The following is a 16,813-nucleotide window of genomic DNA, read 5'->3' as shown; positions in this document are numbered from 1 at the left end:
AAGTGCCTGGAACGAAAATCAACATCCACGTTTAACAGAGCCAAATACTAAAATCTTAACTTATTTATACCATAAGTACAAATCAGTTGCACTTTTTGAACTATCGGTATAAAATAACCAAGTGAAAAATAAATAAATGAAAAAAGACTAGAGGGATGAGAAACATGGATTCAACATTACAGAAAAAAAAAACACCCTATTTAATGATTGTCGTCTTATTTATAGGGGCGTTTGTATCATTTTTAAATAATTCCTTATTAAACGTTGCATTACCGTCCATTATGATTGATTTAGAAATAGCTGATTACTCAACAGTTCAATGGCTGGCTACCGGCTATATGCTTGTCAGCGGTGTCTTAATTCCAGCATCCGCTTTTTTACTGACTCGCTTTTCGAATCGTAGCTTATTCATTACTTCGATGGCGATTTTTACTTTAGGGACTGCCTTAGCTGCCTTTGCGCCCAATTTTTCGATATTGCTAACTGGCCGTATGGTGCAGGCAGCTGGTTCCTCGGTTATGGGTCCACTCTTAATGAATATTATGTTAATCAGCTTTCCTCGTGAAAAACGTGGAGCAGCCATGGGGATTTTCGGCTTAGTGATGATTACCGCACCAGCCATTGGACCTACTCTATCCGGATATATTGTTCAATATTATGATTGGCGCGTGCTTTTCGAAATGATTCTGCCATTAGCTATTATCAGTCTTCTATTGGCTATTTGGAAGGCCGAGAATGTAATGGAGCAGAATAAGAACGCAACTGTTGATTATGCTTCAGTAATCTTATCTTGTATTGGATTTGGCGGATTATTATATGGATGTAGTTCAGCAAGCTCAGACGGCTGGACAGACGGAGTTGTCTTAACAACCTTAATTGTTGGTGGAATCGCCTTAATCGCCTTTATCCTGCGCCAATTAAAATTGGAAGTTCCGTTATTAGATTTACGAGTTTATAAGTATCCTATGTTTGCCCTTGCTTCTATTATTGCAATTGTCAACGCAGTAGCCATGTTTTCCGGAATGATTTTAACACCTGCTTATGTACAAAGTGTACGAGGGATTTCACCTCTAGATTCTGGTTTAATGATGCTGCCGGGTGCCATCGTTATGGGAATCATGTCACCCATTACAGGAAAATTATTTGATCGCTTTGGACCAAGAATATTAGCGGTTGTCGGGCTTGTGGTAATGGCTGTTTCCACCTTTATGCTGGCCCATCTGCAGCTCGATTCCAGCTACACGTATATTATTCTGGTGTACACTTTACGAATGTTCGGGATGTCCATGGTGATGATGCCGATTATGACAAACGGATTAAACCAGCTTCCTACTCGTTTAAATCCACACGGTACTGCCATCAACAACACAGCCCAACAGGTTGCCGGTTCTCTTGGTACCGCTGTTCTAGTAACGATCATGAATACTGTGACGAAATCAGAAGCGACAAGCTTAATGTCTGGCATTGATCCAACAACAATGACGGAAGCAACAACTGCTGCATTGACCCAACAGGCATTACTGGCCGGTATTCAATATTCGTTCTATGTAACGTTTATCGTAAATATTGTTGCCCTAGTCCTAGCATTATTTGTGAAGCGCGTCGATACTAGTGCGGAGGCTGTCAGTAAAATTGAAAATCAACCAACCCCATCTGGTGCCGCTGTAAAATAATAACAAAAAAGCCATTAAAACATGTTCAGGATGTTTTAATGGCTTTTCTTTTTGACTTCTACTTTATTTATAGATTAATTTTCAATTGAAAGAGCATAAAATTCTGTTACAGTAAGTGGAATTTATTTCTTTTTACAAACTGTTATAATAATATAATATTCGAAGAATGCTTTAGGAGGTTGATCATGAAAAATTTTGTGTTTCAAAATAGTACGAAAATTATTTTTGGTCAGGATACAGAGCAGCAGGTTGGACAGGAAGCAGCCCTTTATGGGAAACGTCTTCTCCTGCATTACGGAGGCGGCAGCATTAAAAAGAGCGGCTTATACGATCGAGTGATTCAGTCGCTTAAAGCGAAGGGAATGGAGATTTTCGAATTGAGTGGAGTTATGCCAAATCCACGAGTAAGCCTTGTCCGCGAGGGTATTAGCCTATGTAAAGAAAAGAACATCGATATCATCCTCGCTGTTGGTGGTGGCAGTGTCATTGATTCGGCAAAGGCTATTGCAGCCGGAGCTAAATATGATGGGGATGTTTGGGATTTCTTTGACGGTAAAGGTCAGATTACAGACTGCCTGCCGCTTGGCGTCGTCTTGACTATTCCAGCAGCAGGAAGTGAATCAAGCAGTGGTTCTGTTATTACAAATGAAGACGGCTGGTATAAGAAATCAACAGGACATCCTTCCATGCGTCCGAAGTTTGCGATATTAAATCCAGTCCTTTCCTACACTTTATCAGCCTATCAAACCGCTTGTGGTATTACGGATATGATGGCCCATATTATGGAAAGATATTTCACGAATGAAAAGAATGTTGAGCTAACCGATCGCTTATGTGAAGCCACATTAAGAACCATTATTAATAATGCACACACTGTTTTAGACGATCCGGAAAACTATGAGGCACGTGCCGAAATTATGTGGTCCGGGACCATTGCCCATAATGATTTACTATCCACCGGTAGAATTGGGGATTGGGGTAGCCATGACATTGAGCATGAAATAAGTGGGATTTATGATATCGCACATGGTGCCGGCTTAGCCATTGTTTTTCCAGCTTGGATGAAATATGTATACAAACATGACATTAATCGCTTTGCCCAATTCGCCCACCGAGTTTGGGATGTTGAAATGAATCTAAACAACCTGGAGAAAACAGCGTTAATGGGAATCGAAAAATTGGAAGCATTCTTCCAATCAATTAACATGCCCATTAGACTACAGGAAATTAAAATTGATGATACGCACTTAGAAGAAATGGCAAGAAAAGGAACTGAATCCGGTCCACTGGGGAACTTTGTGAAACTGCATAAAGAAGACGTCCTCCACATTCTAAAATTAGCACTGTAACGTTACATACACATAATGATGTCAGGCACCACAAAAAGACAAATACATGAAATCTGTCCATTTGTGGTGCCTGACACCACTTCACTTATTTAGTAAATCCATTAAATTCAGTCACTAACTGCTTGACTCCATTATATAGAATCGCTCCGTCCATGCCTCCGAGAAGAAACTTAAAGCCCATTTCAAGATGCTGCTCAATTCCATCTGTCCACGTCATGATGCCCGGAGTAACATTGAATTTTTCACAGGCTGTGATGACCTTCTGAAAGTTCTTTATCACATCAGGATGATTCACCTGCCCTGGCAATCCCATTGACGTACTTAAATCATATGGTCCAACAAAAGCAATATCGATATTCGGGACAGAGAGAATTTCAGCAATATTTTCAACGGCCTCATAATGCTCGATTTGGACAATGACCAATACTTCCTCATTGGCCTGTGCATAATAGTCCTCATATTCCTCCGCAGCAGCACCGAATAAGACCGCCCGTCCAGCCCCCATTCCGCGAACGCCAACAGGAGGATATTTACAATAGCTCACGGCATCCTTTGCCTCCTCCTCCGTATTCACCATTGGAATCATAACTCCTGAAGCCCCTGTATCAAGTCCTTTTTTTATTAGTGACTTTTCGTTTCCCGCAACCCTGAGAAGCGGAGTTGCCTGCGTACCTCTAATGACCGAAACCATTCGTCCCGCTGATTCTAGATCCATGGAGCCATGTTCAGCATCAATCATAATAAAATCGACGCCAGTGTGTCCGAGGATTTCAGCATTATCCTGACTGTTCGTCATTAGCCAGGTCCCAAAGACCTTTTGCTTCTGATCTATTTTTTCCTTTAAGGTATTCTTCCTCATTACTCCTCACCACTCTCATGTAATATTTTCAGTTTTTATTCCAATAATGATATTAAAATATAATTAATATTCAGTTTAGTTATAGCATTGTTCTATTAAAAAGTCGAATGAACGTTTTGAGAATTATGGATTGGTTAACCACAAAAAGAAGCTGTCGTCCTTTCGGCAGCTTCTACGATTTATGTATTGATTTTCTCTACTTATTAAAATTTTTTTGCTAATTTTGAATTGGTTACCTCTATTTTACCAGGTAGAATGAAGAGATACTCTATCAGGCTTTCTAATAGATCCATTAATAATGAGGTCGTCTCGTAATCCATTTCTGCTTCCAATTCGAGCATCCGATGCAGAGTCTTGTCTGTCTCTAGGAGCCTTGCTAGTGAATGAATCGGCCGATCTAAATCAACATAATCCGGCAGTAGCTCTAGCTGCTGTGACAGCGGCTGAGCTTTACTTTTTTCTGCAAGAAAATGCTTCAAAATACTTTCAATTACACGTTTTGACATAACGGCGGTTGCAGAGGTTTCTCGTGATTGATGGACATTAATGGCAGAGCGATACGCCCGAATTAGATCCTTAGGGATATTGGGTAAGTTTTCTATTTGATGAATGGGGTGTATCGAATCCTGCAGGTCATAAATATACGTATCAGCATATTCACCATTTTCATCCACACACTCTCTTGTCATGATGATAAAAGCGGACTGCTTCTTACATTCAGGACAGCTGCATTCCGTTACAATACCTTTCTTACTGTTCTGGTAGTTTGCATTAAGCATAAATTCAGTTGTCTTTCTACAGCCCGGGCACTCACATTGAATAATCTTCGGTATTTTAAGATTTCCATATTTAATGTAAGAATTGACGGAACCTGGATTAATCCTTCTCATTGTTGTCCTCCCGATTACTCCATTTATGCAAAATACATGGTCTTACGTTTATTTCTTCACAGAATGGATGATATTTTATCATTTAACGAAAAGCTCATAAATATTCATCTATGGCATCACTATTTAGTTATTCCCAAAATGAGAAAAATCATTGCTTTAAAAGTCTTGCGTTTTTCCATTTAAATAAGGGTTAATCTTTTTAATTACATTTTGCAGCTCCATTGATTGGTTATAGTACATTTGCTTCGCGTTTCGATCCTTAGCCTTTGTTGCCAAACTTTCTATATCAGCCTGTACTCTTCTTAATGAAGCCGCAAGCTGTGGTTTTTGCTTTTCCTGCTTCTTCTTTTCTTTGTCATCATATAAATCAACATAAACACTGCCATCCGAATTCAACTGGGCAAAGAAGACATCCTTGACCTCTTCAGCCCCCTGTTTTTTTATTTCATCCAGCAACCATTCCTGACTATATCCAAGATAATGAAGTCGTTTTTCTAACAGTTTCCCATCAATGATAACAAGTGAAGGTGCATGGTCCTCCTCCGTCTCCAGACCGATATCATTTGGGGTTAACGATTCATACTGTGGTTTTTTCATGACACTAATTTGTCCATCTGTTTCTAAAATCGCGATTTCAACTTCAGAAAGCTTAAACGCTCCTTGAACCCGTAATCCATTTAACAGGTCATCAAAGGTCATCTTATGCTTTTTAAGACTTTCCTCCATAATTTTTCCGTTCTTCACCATAATGGTCGGACTGCTCTCAACTAAATCTCTAAATTTAAAGGACCGAATCGCTCCGAAAGATAAAAGTAATGAAGAAAGAGTAAACACGACCAATCCAATCACACCATGAAGATATTTCATGTCTGCATCAATCGCAACCGTGGATGCCATATCGCCAATCACAATCCCAACCACATAGTCAAAAAAGGTTAATTGGGATATTTGCTTTTTTCCAAGGATTCTTGCCAAAATAAACAAAACGATAAAAGACAAGAAAGAACGACCAATTACCATTACATATTCGGGCATAGCAACCTCCAAAACCATCATTATCGTAAGTAGCTTTCCCTCTACAAGCAGAAAAATGATTGTCAATTTATATTAATTACTAGGTGGGAAGACTTAAAATAATCAAATATAAAAATACTCCTATAATAAAAAAACTCCCCTAAGAAAATGGATAATGAATCCATTCTTAGGAAAGCCCTATAATGTTAGTTAAAACACATCCCACTAAAATCCAGTCCCTTATACTCCAATATCTTATAGATGTCATATTCAAAAGGGGTTACTGCTCTATTTCGAGCCATTCATCATTCAACACAATTAATGCCTTTAATGATAGAAGCAGTTGAAATCTTCGTTCTGGATCACGCAGGTCGCCGCCCAGTAAATTAGTGATTTTATTCAAACGATAGCGTAGTCCACTGATGGATATTGCTAATTGCTCGGCCGTTTGCTCAAAGTTACCACCGTTTGTCAAAAAGGCATATAATGTCCCAATTAATTCCGCTTTACTCTGATCAAGATTTTTGTATAAATCTCCCAATGTAAATGCCGCAAGCTTCTTGATGGCTACTCTATTTTCATCATTGACGAGAACTCCCAGAATGCCTAATTCATGAAAGAACGTAATGGGAGTATCTGTCGAAGACAGCTTAACGGCAGTATGAGCCTCTTTAAAAGCATCCTTGACCTCATCGATTACACGATTATGCATTGAGCTAATCCCAGCAAACCAAAATGTATCATGAAGCCTTTTTCGTAAATAGGTCATAAACGGGTAAATAATATACTCTACTTTTCTTTCTCCCAGCTGTTTTACCGGTAACAGCAGTAGTAAGCTATCGGTTTTTTCACCAATTAGGACATGAATACCTTTATCTGACATATATTTCGTGACGGATTCATAGATTTCATTATGTAATGTCGGATTTAATTTTTGCTGCTTGTTGGAAACGGTATATTTCAGATGAATAGCATAATATCCACCAGTAAAATCCAAATCAATAAAAAAGGCCTTACTCATAATGGCTTGCTCAGAACGGTATTTTCCATTCATTATTTCTTCAAAGAAGTAACCCTTCATCCGCTCCGTCGATTCCAGCTTAACCTTCTCATTTAATAAAATGACAGAGCACACAGAGGAAACCCGGTTAATAAGCATCGAATCGATTTCATATTGACATGTTTTGTCTTTATATAAAAAGGAGCAATAGCCAACGATTTTTTCCTGCAAATAAATAGGAGAAACAAGTCTCATGCATTCGGCATGCTGGATTTTCGCAATGGTCTGAATGGGTGCTTCTGTTTTGATGAAAGCAAAGAAATCCTTTTTAATCGGCTCATATTCTTCTTTTGTCATTCCCCTCACTAGGACAACCTGCTGGTATAAATCCTCTACGACAACAGGCACTTTGATTTGCTTTTGAACAATATCAAGCATTTCTTTTATATTAATGCCCTTCGCAACTCTGTCTGTGAGCTCCTGCTCCATTTCCATCACAAGAGATAGATTATTTTTTTCATGGAGCAGCTTCGCGTTGGTTTGCTCAAGCTCCTTTAAAATGGGAAGCTCCTTTCGATAAAAAATGCCCTCTACCACTTCTTCATCCCACTCAGAAAGCAATCTTCCTTCCCATACACAATGGGAAGCCCCCGTACCCTTGCATTGTATCTCTTTAAAAAATACCTTTTCCCCAAAAAGCAGTGAGATAGCCCCACTCGCGTAGCCTGTAAGGGTGTAACAAATAGGATGATCTGTATAGCCTAAATTGTGTATATGCTGCTCAGCTTCGTAAGAATCCTCCCATACTCCCTTTAAACGGAAGGATGTCACTCGCCCTTGCTCCATTTGGAGGTCCTTCTCCATAATCGTTGCTTTCACATGTCCTTTATTAGAATGAAATACGGGTATGTATGATATTTTTTCTTCTAAACTCATGGAAGTATTCTTCATAATCTCTTTTGCATCATCTGTTCCTAGGTTCCAGCCATGTTTAAAGAAAAAGGACTTCATCCGCTCCATTCCGATATTGTCAATTAAATCACGCTGTAATACCCCAAATGAACTGCTTGGAATCAAAAGATGTCTCTCAGCATTAACGTAAAGAAGATCATTTTTTTGATTAATGTATAATAAATCATTCAATTTAATCAGTTGATTCATTCCATTTGCATCCCCTCTACCTAAAAGAGTATTTAGATAAATTAAACATTTAGATATTTCTTATAATAATATTCTCTGATAATATATGAAAGGGGTTTTAGTCATATCTGTTAAAAATATTTCGTATACAATTGGAAGCTCAACCTTCACCTCAGCCTTCTATTACCATTTATTTTCATTTTAATCTCCCCTTACTATATGAAAAAGAGGCAATCCTCCCCACTGCATATGCAAGTAATGAAGGATTCCCCCTGTTATTTTTCTAAATCATGAAAAAATTCTTCTTAGGAAGAAAGCCTCTTTTTATTGCTTCAAAAGTAAGCTCTTCTCTAAATTTTGGATGGGCAATATTTATCAACGCTTCTGTTCGTCCTTGAACAGTTTTCCCACGAAGCTCCGCCTTACCAAATTCGGTTACGACATAATCAACATCGTTTTTCGTTGTACTCACAACAGATCCGGGTGAAAGCAAGGGAACAATTTTTGAAATACTATCATTTTTAGCTGTTGAGTATAGGCAAATAATTCCACGCCCATTTTCTGTCATTCTTACTCCCTTGGCAAAATCCGCCTGTCCTCCAGTAGAAGAATAGTATTTTCCAGCAATAACCTCGGAATTACACTGACCAAGGAAATCAACCTCAACTGTAGAATTTACTGAGACCAAATGATCAAGCTGAGAAATATTTCGTAAATCATTACTGACCTGGCATGGGAGCATGAAAATATCTTCATTGTTATTCATAAAATCGTATAATCTTCTAGACCCTAAAGCAAAGGTAGCCGTGGTCTTACCTCGGTAGATTTTCTTATTCGCGTTTGTGATCACGCCCTTTTCATATAAATCTACCACTTTATCAGGCAACATTTCAGTATAGATTCCTAGGTCACGGTGGTCCTTCAGGTATTCCATTACCGCATTCGGCATCGAGCCAAACCCAATTTGCAATGTATCGCCATTACGAATTAAGTCTGCAATCGTCTGACCGATTTTCGTATCCTTATCATTCAAAATCGGCTCTGGCAGTGAGGGCAAATCAAAATCATTCTCAATCAACGCTGTTACCTGGCTGATATGAATTTTATTTTGTTCGCCAAAGGTTCGCGGCATTTTTTGATTGACTTCCAGAATAATAGACTTAGCCTGATCTAGTAAATCACCCACATAGCTGACACTTGTACCAAGTGAGAAATAACCTTCCTCATCCATTGGTGATACTGCCGCCATCACCACTGGTGTCGGTGATGACATTTTTAATAATGCAGGTATGTCTGAAAAATGGTTAGGAAGTAGATCGCTCACTCCTTCGCTAAATGCCTTACGGTCATGACCACTTAAAAAGATTGAAACCTGTTTAATGATTTCCGATTCCGTTTCGATAAGCGGATACCCAGGCAACATCCGGAAAAGTGTATTCCCCATTAGCTTTTGATTGGTTGGCAGTGCCTGCAACAGAGCAGGAGGTTCACCAGGGTTGATTGGAAAAACAACCACCTCACCTGGCTCCACAAATTGAACTGCTTCCTCTGCCATACAAACCTTTGCTTGATACATCCTTTGAACACTCATATATAGCCTCCCCATTTAGTTCACAATTTATCATCTATATATCCCCAGTGTTTCATCGCCGTTTTTTATTATTAACCTTATTCTCCTTTAAAGGCAGCCTGCCGCTTTTCTAAAAATGCCGTCATTCCTTCTGTTTGATCGTCTGTTGAGAATAGGGCTCCGAATAATTCAGCTTCAAGGGATAACGCTCGTTCAAGGTCTAGGTTGACCCCATCATTGATTGCTTTTTTCGTGAAGCTTACGCCTAAAGGAGATTTAGAGGCGATCATTTGCGCCATTTTTATCGCTTCCTCTTGTACTTCAACTGAATTAACCACCTTATTTACAAGTCCAATTTCGTAGGCGCGATCTGCAGAAATCATTTCACCTGTATACAATAATTCCTTAGCGATTCCTGCTCCAACAAGACGTGCAAGCCGCTGTGTTCCCCCAAAACCAGCCATAATTCCAAGACCGACCTCAGGCTGACCAAATTTAGCTTTGCTTCCGGCAATACGGATGTCGCATGCCATAGCCAGCTCGCAGCCGCCGCCAAGCGCAAAACCGTTTACTGCAGCAATGACCGGAATAGAAAGGTTTTCAAGCTTTGAAAAAATACGATTACCTAAGCTTGAAAATTCACGGGCTTCTAGCACATTTTTGGATTGCATTTCTGCAATATCTGCTCCGGCAACAAATGCCTTTTCACCAGCACCTGTCAATACGACTGCACGAATTTCCTTATTCACAGCAATAAAATCAACAGCCTCTGATAATTCCTGTAATACCTCAGTATTAAGGGCGTTCAAATATTTTGGTCGATTAATCGTAATAATGGCAATATTTTCTTCTGCCGAGCAGGTGATAGTATTAAATTCTTTCATTGTTACTTCTCCTTTAGTTATAGACATAAAATCCACGTCCTGTTTTCACACCAAGCCAGCCTGCTTCAACATATTTTCTTAACAGCGGGCATGGACGGTATTTCGGATCGCCAAAGCCTTCATGGAGAACCTCCATGATTGCAAGGCAGGTATCAAGCCCAATATAATCGGCTAACGTTATCGGCCCCATTGGGTGATTCGCACCAAGCTTCATTACTTCATCAATTCCTTCTGGTGAAGCGATTCCCTCGTATACAGCGTAAATAGCCTCATTGATCATTGGGATTAAGATCCGATTAACGGCAAAGCCTGGAAAATCCTTAATATCCACTGGTACCTTTTTCATTTCCTTCGCTAAATCCTCTATGTGTGAGAAGGTTTCCTCTGATGTAGCCAGTCCTCTATTCACTTCCACTAGCTTCATCACCGGTACAGGGTTAAAGAAATGCATCCCGATTACTTTTTCAGGACGATTGGTTACGGCTGCTATTTCCGTAATAGATAGGGAAGAAGTATTGGAAGCCAAAATGGCCTGTTCTGGCGCTATTTCATCCAATCTTCGGAAAATGTTCAGTTTAATTTCTTTATTTTCCGTGGCAGCTTCAATCACCAGCTGAACATCCTTTGCATCTTCAAGATCGGTAGAAATCAGGATCCTTGAAAGCAACTCGTTTTTCTCAGCTTCTGTTTTCCGGCCTTTTTCAATATCACGGTCCAGTTGCTTCGAGATTTTCTCGATTCCTTTTTGAACATACTCTTCTTTAATATCATTCATCACTACCTGATAGCCTGTTTGTGCTAGTACTTGGGCAATTCCGCTTCCCATTTGACCGGAACCCACTACCATAACCTTTTCTATTTTCATTCTGTTTTCCTCCAATTGTGTACCTGCATTTTCGAAATACTATTATGAATAGTATGAATTTTCATGAGATAAAAAATCTGAATATCACTTCGCTGTCAGGGTACTGTCTGTTACATCGCTCGACAGCATCCCCCTAACAGATTATGTGTTATAGTGATTTTTCTAAAATTTCTACTACATCAAAGGTTTGAACCTTTTCATCAACTTCTTTTGCTTTTGTTCCATCACTAATCATCGTTAAACAATAGGGACATCCGCTTGCAATGACGGTTGGATTCTTTTCAAGAAGCTGCTCGGTTCTGGCAAGATTGATTCTTGTCCCTGTATCTTCTTCCATCCACATCCGGCCACCACCTGCCCCGCAGCACATGGCATTTTCTCTATTTCTTTCTGCTTCAACGAGTGTAACACCAGGAATCGCTTGCAGAATAGCACGTGGTGCATCAAATACCTGATTATAGCGTCCCAAATAACAGGAATCATGGAAGGTAATCATTTCATCAACAGAATTTTTCGGCACTAATTTTCCTTCCTTTATCAGATCAGAAAGTAATTCTGTATGATGGAATACCTCCGCCTCCAAACCAAACTCAGGATACTCATTTTTCAGTGTGTTAAAGGCATGTGGATCCATCGTCACAATTTTCTTCACATTGTACTTATTAAAGGTTTCTATATTGGCATTAGCTAGCTCTTGGAATAAGAATTCATTCCCAATTCGGCGCGGTGTGTCACCAGAGTTCTTTTCTTCATTCCCCAAAATAGCAAACTTTATACCGGCATGCTTCAGTACTCGTACAAAGGACTGCGTTAGCTTCTGGCTCCGGTTATCATAGGAGCCCATTGAGCCGACAAAGAATAGATAGTCAAACTCTTCCCCTGCTTTTTTCAGTTCCTTCGCCGTCGGCACAGTAAACTCCTCTACGGCATCGCGCCAATTGACTCTTTCTTTACGGTTCATTCCCCATGGATTTCCCTGGCGCTCAATATTCGTTATCGCCCGCTGTGCATCCTGATTCAACTTCCCTTCTGTTAAAACAAGATAACGGCGCAAATCAATAATTTTATCGACATGCTCGTTCATAACAGGACATTGATCCTCACAGTTACGGCACGTCGTGCATGCCCAAATTTCCTCTTCAGTAATGACATCACCTATTAAACTCACACTTTCCATGGTGGCAGCTACTTCCTCTGCCCCGCTTCCTGCTAGTGCCAACTGATTCGCTCTAGTATTTTTAAAAGCAATGGCAGGTGCCCACGGCTGTCTCGAGGTAACAGCTGCTCCTTTTTCGGTCAGATGCTCCCTCATTTTGACAATGAGATCCATTGGTGATAAGGTCTTTCCTGTTCCAGAAGCAGGGCACATATTGGTGCAGCGTCCACATTCCGCACAAGCATATAAATCAATCAGCTGTGCTCGCGTGAAATCCTCAATTTTTCCAACACCAAATTCCTCTGCTGTTTCATCCTCGAAGTCAATCTTTTTTAACTTTCCAACCGGGCCTTGTTTTTTAAAGAAAATATTGACCATCGCAAACAATTCATGAAATTGCTTTGACTGAGGGACAAAGACAAGGAAGGTGAAGACGGTTATCATATGAATCCACCAAAATAGGTAAAATAGCACAGTACCTGCTGTTGTTCCTATAGTAGAGAACAACCCTGCAATAGTGCCGGAGAATGGAGCATAGACGAGATTTGGTTGATGATGGAGCATAATCGCTTCAAAACCCAATGTTAAGAGAATTGATAAGGTTAACGTAGCTAAGGCGATGTACACAAATGCAGCTTTTCCATTCCGCTTCCATTGTAGACGTTGTAGCCTCTCACCATATCGTCGGTAAAAACCGTATATAACGGCCAACAGCATAAGAAACGTTGCCCATTCCTGAAGAAGACTGAAATATTTATGCGCTGCTCCAAGCGGAAATTCATAGCCTTTAATAAAGCCTTTTATTATCAGTTCAATAAGGCCAAGCTGAATGATAAAAAAGGTATAAAATAGGATGATATGCATCAGTCCGCTTTTCTTATCCTTAAAGAGCTTAGAATGACCAAAGGCATTCTGTAAAATCAGCTGGATTCTTTCCTTCAATTTCGGCTCGAATTCTGCCTGCTTACCAAGCTTGATAAACAGATAGCGAGTATAGACCAGATTAATAAATAAATAGACTGCATATCCTGCGACAGCTAGGAAAGCAAGTAGGTTTAATAATGATATCATTCTTTTTCATCCTTCTTAGTTGAAATCAACGGGAGGAGCAACATCCTCCCTTTGAATAGATTGATTTTGATTGTAAAAATTAATTGATTGCTAAGCTTTTAAATTCTTCGACTAATAACGGAACGACTTCAAATAAATCTCCAACAATTCCATAGTCAGCGATACTGAAAATATTCGCTTCTGGATCCTTGTTGATCGCCACAATCACCTTTGAGTTAGACATTCCGGCTACGTGTTGAATAGCACCAGAAATTCCGCACGCAATGTAGAGATCAGGTGTTACGACCTTTCCTGTTTGACCAATCTGCATCGCATAATCACAGAAATCTGCGTCACAAGCACCACGAGAAGCACCGACTGCTCCGCCTAACGCATCCGCCAGCTCCTGTAATACCTTAAAGCCTTCTTTGCTCTTCACGCCCCGTCCGCCAGAAACAATGATTTTCGCTTCCGTCAGGTCAATACCATTGGTCGTTTTACGAACCACTTCTTTGATAATGGTGCGCAAATTTTTAATCTCAACCTCCACTAGTGTCACTTCACCACTACGTGATTCATCCTTTTCCAGTGCCGTGATATTATTTGGTCTAATCGTGGCAAAAATAAGACCGTTTTCTATCACTTTTTTCTCAAATGCTTTTCCAGAGTAGATTGGACGAGTGAAAACAACCTCATCCCCATTGACCTCAAGACTGACCGCATCTGAAATCAAGCCTGATTGAAGCTTTGCTGCCAATCGTGGTGATAGGTCTTTTCCCATTGACGTATGTCCGAGAATAAACCCTTCAGGCTTTTCATCCTCCACGATCTGAAGCAATGCCTGTGTATAGGCATCCGGTGTATAGGAATGCAGGTCACCATGTTCAGAGACCAGCACGCGGTCTGCACCATATTGAATCATTTGATTGGCAAGAAGTGCTGCATTCTCACCTAATAATACTCCGACTACTTCTCCGCCATTGGCGATTTTCTTTCCAGCTGCTATCGCTTCAAACGTTACATTACGTAATTCACCTTGACGTATTTCACCTAACACTAATACCTTTGCCATATTGGTGGGTCCCTCCCTTAGTTGTACATTTGTTTTTCAAATAATGGTTTCGAATCAAATTCGCCCGTCGAATTTGCGTCCGGTTGCTGAATGATGTTAAATCACTTTCGCTTCTGCCTTTAGTAAGGAGGCCAGCTCCTTTACTTGCTGTGAAAGATCGCCCTCTAGGACTCGACCGGCCGCTTTTGCCTGTGGCAGAAAGATTTCAGTCGTTTTTGTTTTTGCTTCCACATCGTCCTCATCAAGGTCTAAATCATCAAGCTCTAGCTCCTCAAGTGGTTTTTTCTTCGCCTTCATAATCCCTGGAAGTGAAGGGTAACGCGGTTCATTTAGACCTTGCTGGCAGGTAACTAATATCGGAAGCTGTGTTTCAATGATTTCAATATCCCCTTCGACATCGCGTTCAATAGTTGCTTTCGCTCCATCAATGGTTAGCTTGGTTATGGTCGTAACTGCTGATATCTCTAATTCCTCCGCAAGTCTAGGCCCTACTTGGCCAGAGCTGCCATCAACAGTCACATTTCCTGCTAAAATGATATCCACTTCCTTCTCTTTAAAAAAGGCACTTAACAAACTGGCAGTGGAGTATGCATCTCCTTCTTCAACGTCTTCATCATTGATGAGAACAGCTTTATCTGCACCCATGGCCAATGCCGTACGAAGTTCTTTCTGTGATTCTTCATCACCAACAGTTACAACCGTTACTTCACCGCCATGAGCTTCTTTTAATGTAAGAGCTTCTTCAATCGCATATTCATCATAAGGATTAATAATAAATGTCGCGCCGTCTTCACTTACTTGTCCGTTATGAATCGAAACTTTTTCTTCTGTATCAAAGGTGCGTTTCATGATTACATAAATATTCATCTGTATTCCTCCATTTCTATTTATACGTCTTTCGGCTTTACAAGCAGACTCCCTAGAGGATGCCTTCTTATGGTAAAACCGAAAGACGGGGGTGGGGCGGTAAAACTTACTTAGTCAGCATTCTAGAAATAACTAAGCGTTGAATTTCTTGTGTTCCCTCGTAAATTTGCGTAATTTTGGCATCGCGCATATAACGTTCAACCGGATATTCCTTTGTATAGCCGTAGCCGCCAAAAATTTGTACAGCCTCTGTTGTGACTTTCATCGCTGTATCACCAGCAAATAGCTTAGACATTGCAGATTCTTTACCGTAAGGAAGTCCCTCATATTCTAAATAAGCAGCTTGATAGGTTAATAGTCTGGCAGCCTCTACATTTGTCGCCATATCGGCAAGCTTAAAGGCTACACCCTGCTGTGCTGAAATTGGTTTTCCAAATTGAACACGTTCTTTCGCGTAATTGGTTGCCGCATCAAGCGCTCCCTGAGCAATTCCAACAGCCTGTGCTGCAATACCATTACGACCACCATCCAAGGTCATCATCGCAATCTTGAAGCCTTCGCCCACATTACCTAACACATTTTCAACTGGTACCTTGCAGTCCTCAAAAATAATCTCTGTTGTTGGTGACGAACGAATGCCCATCTTATCTTCCTTCTTACCAATAGAAAAGCCTGGGTAATCGCTTTCAACGATAAAGGCTGTAATCCCCCTAGTACCTTTCGATGAATCGGTGCTGGCAAACACAACATAGATTTCAGCTTCTCCGCCATTCGTAATAAAGATTTTAGAGCCGTTTAGCACATAATGGTCCCCTTCTAGACGAGCATTTGTTTTCATACCACTCGCATCAGAACCACTTCCAGGCTCTGTTAAACCGTAAGCACCTAATTTTTCACCTTGTGCCATTGGACGAAGATATTTTTGTTTTTGTTCTTCCGTACCAAATTTAAAGACAGGCCATCCAGCAAGTGATGTATGTGCAGAAAGCATAACACCAACAGATGCATCCACGCGGGATAGCTCTTCTACCGCGATACAATACGCTAAATAATCGCTTCCAATACCGCCGTATTCTTCAGGCCAAGGTATACCAGCTAATCCAAGCTCACCCATTTTATTGAAGATTTCACGGTCAAAATGTTGCTCCTCATCCCTTTGTGCTGCGGTTGGCTCTACTTCATTTTTTGCAAAGTCATGTACCATTTTACGAATCATTTCATGTTCTTCTGACAGTTTAAAAATCATTTGTGTCTCGACTCCCTCAAATTGAATTATGAATAACGAACAAAAAACTAGGAAAGACAATATTTCATTTACTTGGCTATGAATCGTCTTTCAAACCACATGAAGGAAAAAACAAATAATAAAGACATCATCTGTTAAAGATGTATCATTGCTATCCATATTTTAGTTATGACTAGTC

General features: G+C 40.2%; 13 protein-coding genes. 2 read left to right on the top strand and 11 right to left on the bottom strand.

Annotation, left to right across the window (positions count from 1 at the left end):
* The first annotated feature begins 164 nt into the window (after positions 1 to 164).
* Both BQ5321_RS11710 and BQ5321_RS11705 read left to right on the top strand, forming a co-directional pair.
* On the top strand, positions 165 to 1,673 hold the full coding sequence (locus tag BQ5321_RS11710) for an MDR family MFS transporter (protein ID WP_071394667.1): 1,509 nt from the start codon (positions 165 to 167) through the stop codon (positions 1,671 to 1,673).
* Between the two features lie 185 nt (positions 1,674 to 1,858).
* Positions 1,859 to 3,022 carry an iron-containing alcohol dehydrogenase gene (locus tag BQ5321_RS11705; protein WP_071394666.1) on the top strand — a complete coding sequence of 388 codons (1,164 nt, stop codon included), beginning with the start codon at positions 1,859 to 1,861 and terminating at the stop codon, positions 3,020 to 3,022.
* 85 nt (positions 3,023 to 3,107) lie between these two features.
* Here the strand turns inward: BQ5321_RS11705 and BQ5321_RS11700 are convergent, their stop codons facing one another.
* The 11 genes from BQ5321_RS11700 to BQ5321_RS11650 all read right to left on the bottom strand — a co-directional run bounded on the left by BQ5321_RS11700 (position 3,108) and on the right by BQ5321_RS11650 (position 16,635).
* Positions 3,108 to 3,881 carry an HpcH/HpaI aldolase family protein gene (locus tag BQ5321_RS11700; protein WP_071394665.1) on the bottom strand — a complete coding sequence of 258 codons (774 nt, stop codon included), beginning with the start codon at positions 3,879 to 3,881 and terminating at the stop codon, positions 3,108 to 3,110.
* Between the two features lie 203 nt (positions 3,882 to 4,084).
* Complete coding sequence (locus BQ5321_RS11695) at positions 4,085 to 4,771, bottom strand: hypothetical protein (protein WP_071394664.1); 687 nt, start codon at positions 4,769 to 4,771, stop codon at positions 4,085 to 4,087.
* Between the two features lie 156 nt (positions 4,772 to 4,927).
* Entirely contained in the window at positions 4,928 to 5,806 is an 879-nt protein-coding gene (locus BQ5321_RS11690; RefSeq protein ID WP_071394663.1) for a DUF421 domain-containing protein, read from the bottom strand.
* A 259-nt stretch (positions 5,807 to 6,065) separates the two neighbouring features.
* A complete protein-coding gene (locus BQ5321_RS11685) occupies positions 6,066 to 7,946 on the bottom strand; it encodes a helix-turn-helix domain-containing protein (protein WP_071394662.1) in 1,881 nt (626 codons plus the stop codon).
* Positions 7,947 to 8,208: 262 nt separating this feature from the next.
* Positions 8,209 to 9,516 (bottom strand): acetyl-CoA hydrolase/transferase family protein, encoded by a 1,308-nt coding sequence (locus BQ5321_RS11680; protein WP_071394661.1) that lies wholly within the window; start codon positions 9,514 to 9,516, stop codon positions 8,209 to 8,211.
* A 77-nt stretch (positions 9,517 to 9,593) separates the two neighbouring features.
* Positions 9,594 to 10,379, bottom strand: a complete 786-nt coding sequence (locus tag BQ5321_RS11675) for an enoyl-CoA hydratase-related protein (protein ID WP_071394660.1) — start codon at positions 10,377 to 10,379, stop codon at positions 9,594 to 9,596.
* A gap of 13 nt (positions 10,380 to 10,392) precedes the next feature.
* Complete coding sequence (locus BQ5321_RS11670) at positions 10,393 to 11,244, bottom strand: 3-hydroxybutyryl-CoA dehydrogenase (protein WP_071394659.1); 852 nt, start codon at positions 11,242 to 11,244, stop codon at positions 10,393 to 10,395.
* Between the two features lie 148 nt (positions 11,245 to 11,392).
* Positions 11,393 to 13,471 (bottom strand): (Fe-S)-binding protein, encoded by a 2,079-nt coding sequence (locus BQ5321_RS11665; protein ID WP_071394658.1) that lies wholly within the window; start codon positions 13,469 to 13,471, stop codon positions 11,393 to 11,395.
* A 79-nt stretch (positions 13,472 to 13,550) separates the two neighbouring features.
* A complete protein-coding gene (locus tag BQ5321_RS11660; protein ID WP_071394657.1) occupies positions 13,551 to 14,522 on the bottom strand; it encodes an electron transfer flavoprotein subunit alpha/FixB family protein in 972 nt (323 codons plus the stop codon).
* Positions 14,523 to 14,618: 96 nt separating this feature from the next.
* A complete protein-coding gene (locus BQ5321_RS11655) occupies positions 14,619 to 15,389 on the bottom strand; it encodes an electron transfer flavoprotein subunit beta/FixA family protein (protein ID WP_071394656.1) in 771 nt (256 codons plus the stop codon).
* A gap of 106 nt (positions 15,390 to 15,495) precedes the next feature.
* On the bottom strand, positions 15,496 to 16,635 hold the full coding sequence (locus BQ5321_RS11650; protein WP_071394655.1) for an acyl-CoA dehydrogenase: 1,140 nt from the start codon (positions 16,633 to 16,635) through the stop codon (positions 15,496 to 15,498).
* Positions 16,636 to 16,813: the final 178 nt, after the last annotated feature.

Source organism: Bacillus tuaregi, from assembly GCF_900104575.1.
Classification (GTDB): Bacteria; Bacillota; Bacilli; order Bacillales; family Cytobacillaceae; genus Bacillus_BD; species Bacillus_BD tuaregi.
Note: the sequence above shows the minus strand (reverse complement) of the source record. Positions and strands in the feature narration are given on the sequence as shown.

What these genes read in the sequence shown, in the direction of transcription:
- BQ5321_RS11705 (WP_071394666.1), top strand. Translation starts at nt 1,859, where the DNA reads ATGAAAAATTTTGTGTTTCAAAATAGTACGAAAATTATTTTTGGTCAG.
- BQ5321_RS11680 (WP_071394661.1), bottom strand. Translation starts at nt 9,516, where the DNA reads ATGAGTGTTCAAAGGATGTATCAAGCAAAGGTTTGTATGGCAGAGGAA.
- BQ5321_RS11655 (WP_071394656.1), bottom strand. Translation starts at nt 15,389, where the DNA reads ATGAATATTTATGTAATCATGAAACGCACCTTTGATACAGAAGAAAAA.
- BQ5321_RS11670 (WP_071394659.1), bottom strand. Translation starts at nt 11,244, where the DNA reads ATGAAAATAGAAAAGGTTATGGTAGTGGGTTCCGGTCAAATGGGAAGC.
- BQ5321_RS11695 (WP_071394664.1), bottom strand. Translation starts at nt 4,771, where the DNA reads ATGAGAAGGATTAATCCAGGTTCCGTCAATTCTTACATTAAATATGGA.
- BQ5321_RS11690 (WP_071394663.1), bottom strand. Translation starts at nt 5,806, where the DNA reads ATGCCCGAATATGTAATGGTAATTGGTCGTTCTTTCTTGTCTTTTATC.
- BQ5321_RS11660 (WP_071394657.1), bottom strand. Translation starts at nt 14,522, where the DNA reads ATGGCAAAGGTATTAGTGTTAGGTGAAATACGTCAAGGTGAATTACGT.
- BQ5321_RS11685 (WP_071394662.1), bottom strand. Translation starts at nt 7,946, where the DNA reads ATGAATCAACTGATTAAATTGAATGATTTATTATACATTAATCAAAAA.
- BQ5321_RS11700 (WP_071394665.1), bottom strand. Translation starts at nt 3,881, where the DNA reads ATGAGGAAGAATACCTTAAAGGAAAAAATAGATCAGAAGCAAAAGGTC.
- BQ5321_RS11650 (WP_071394655.1), bottom strand. Translation starts at nt 16,635, where the DNA reads ATGATTTTTAAACTGTCAGAAGAACATGAAATGATTCGTAAAATGGTA.
- BQ5321_RS11665 (WP_071394658.1), bottom strand. Translation starts at nt 13,471, where the DNA reads ATGATATCATTATTAAACCTACTTGCTTTCCTAGCTGTCGCAGGATAT.
- BQ5321_RS11675 (WP_071394660.1), bottom strand. Translation starts at nt 10,379, where the DNA reads ATGAAAGAATTTAATACTATCACCTGCTCGGCAGAAGAAAATATTGCC.
- BQ5321_RS11710 (WP_071394667.1), top strand. Translation starts at nt 165, where the DNA reads ATGGATTCAACATTACAGAAAAAAAAAACACCCTATTTAATGATTGTC.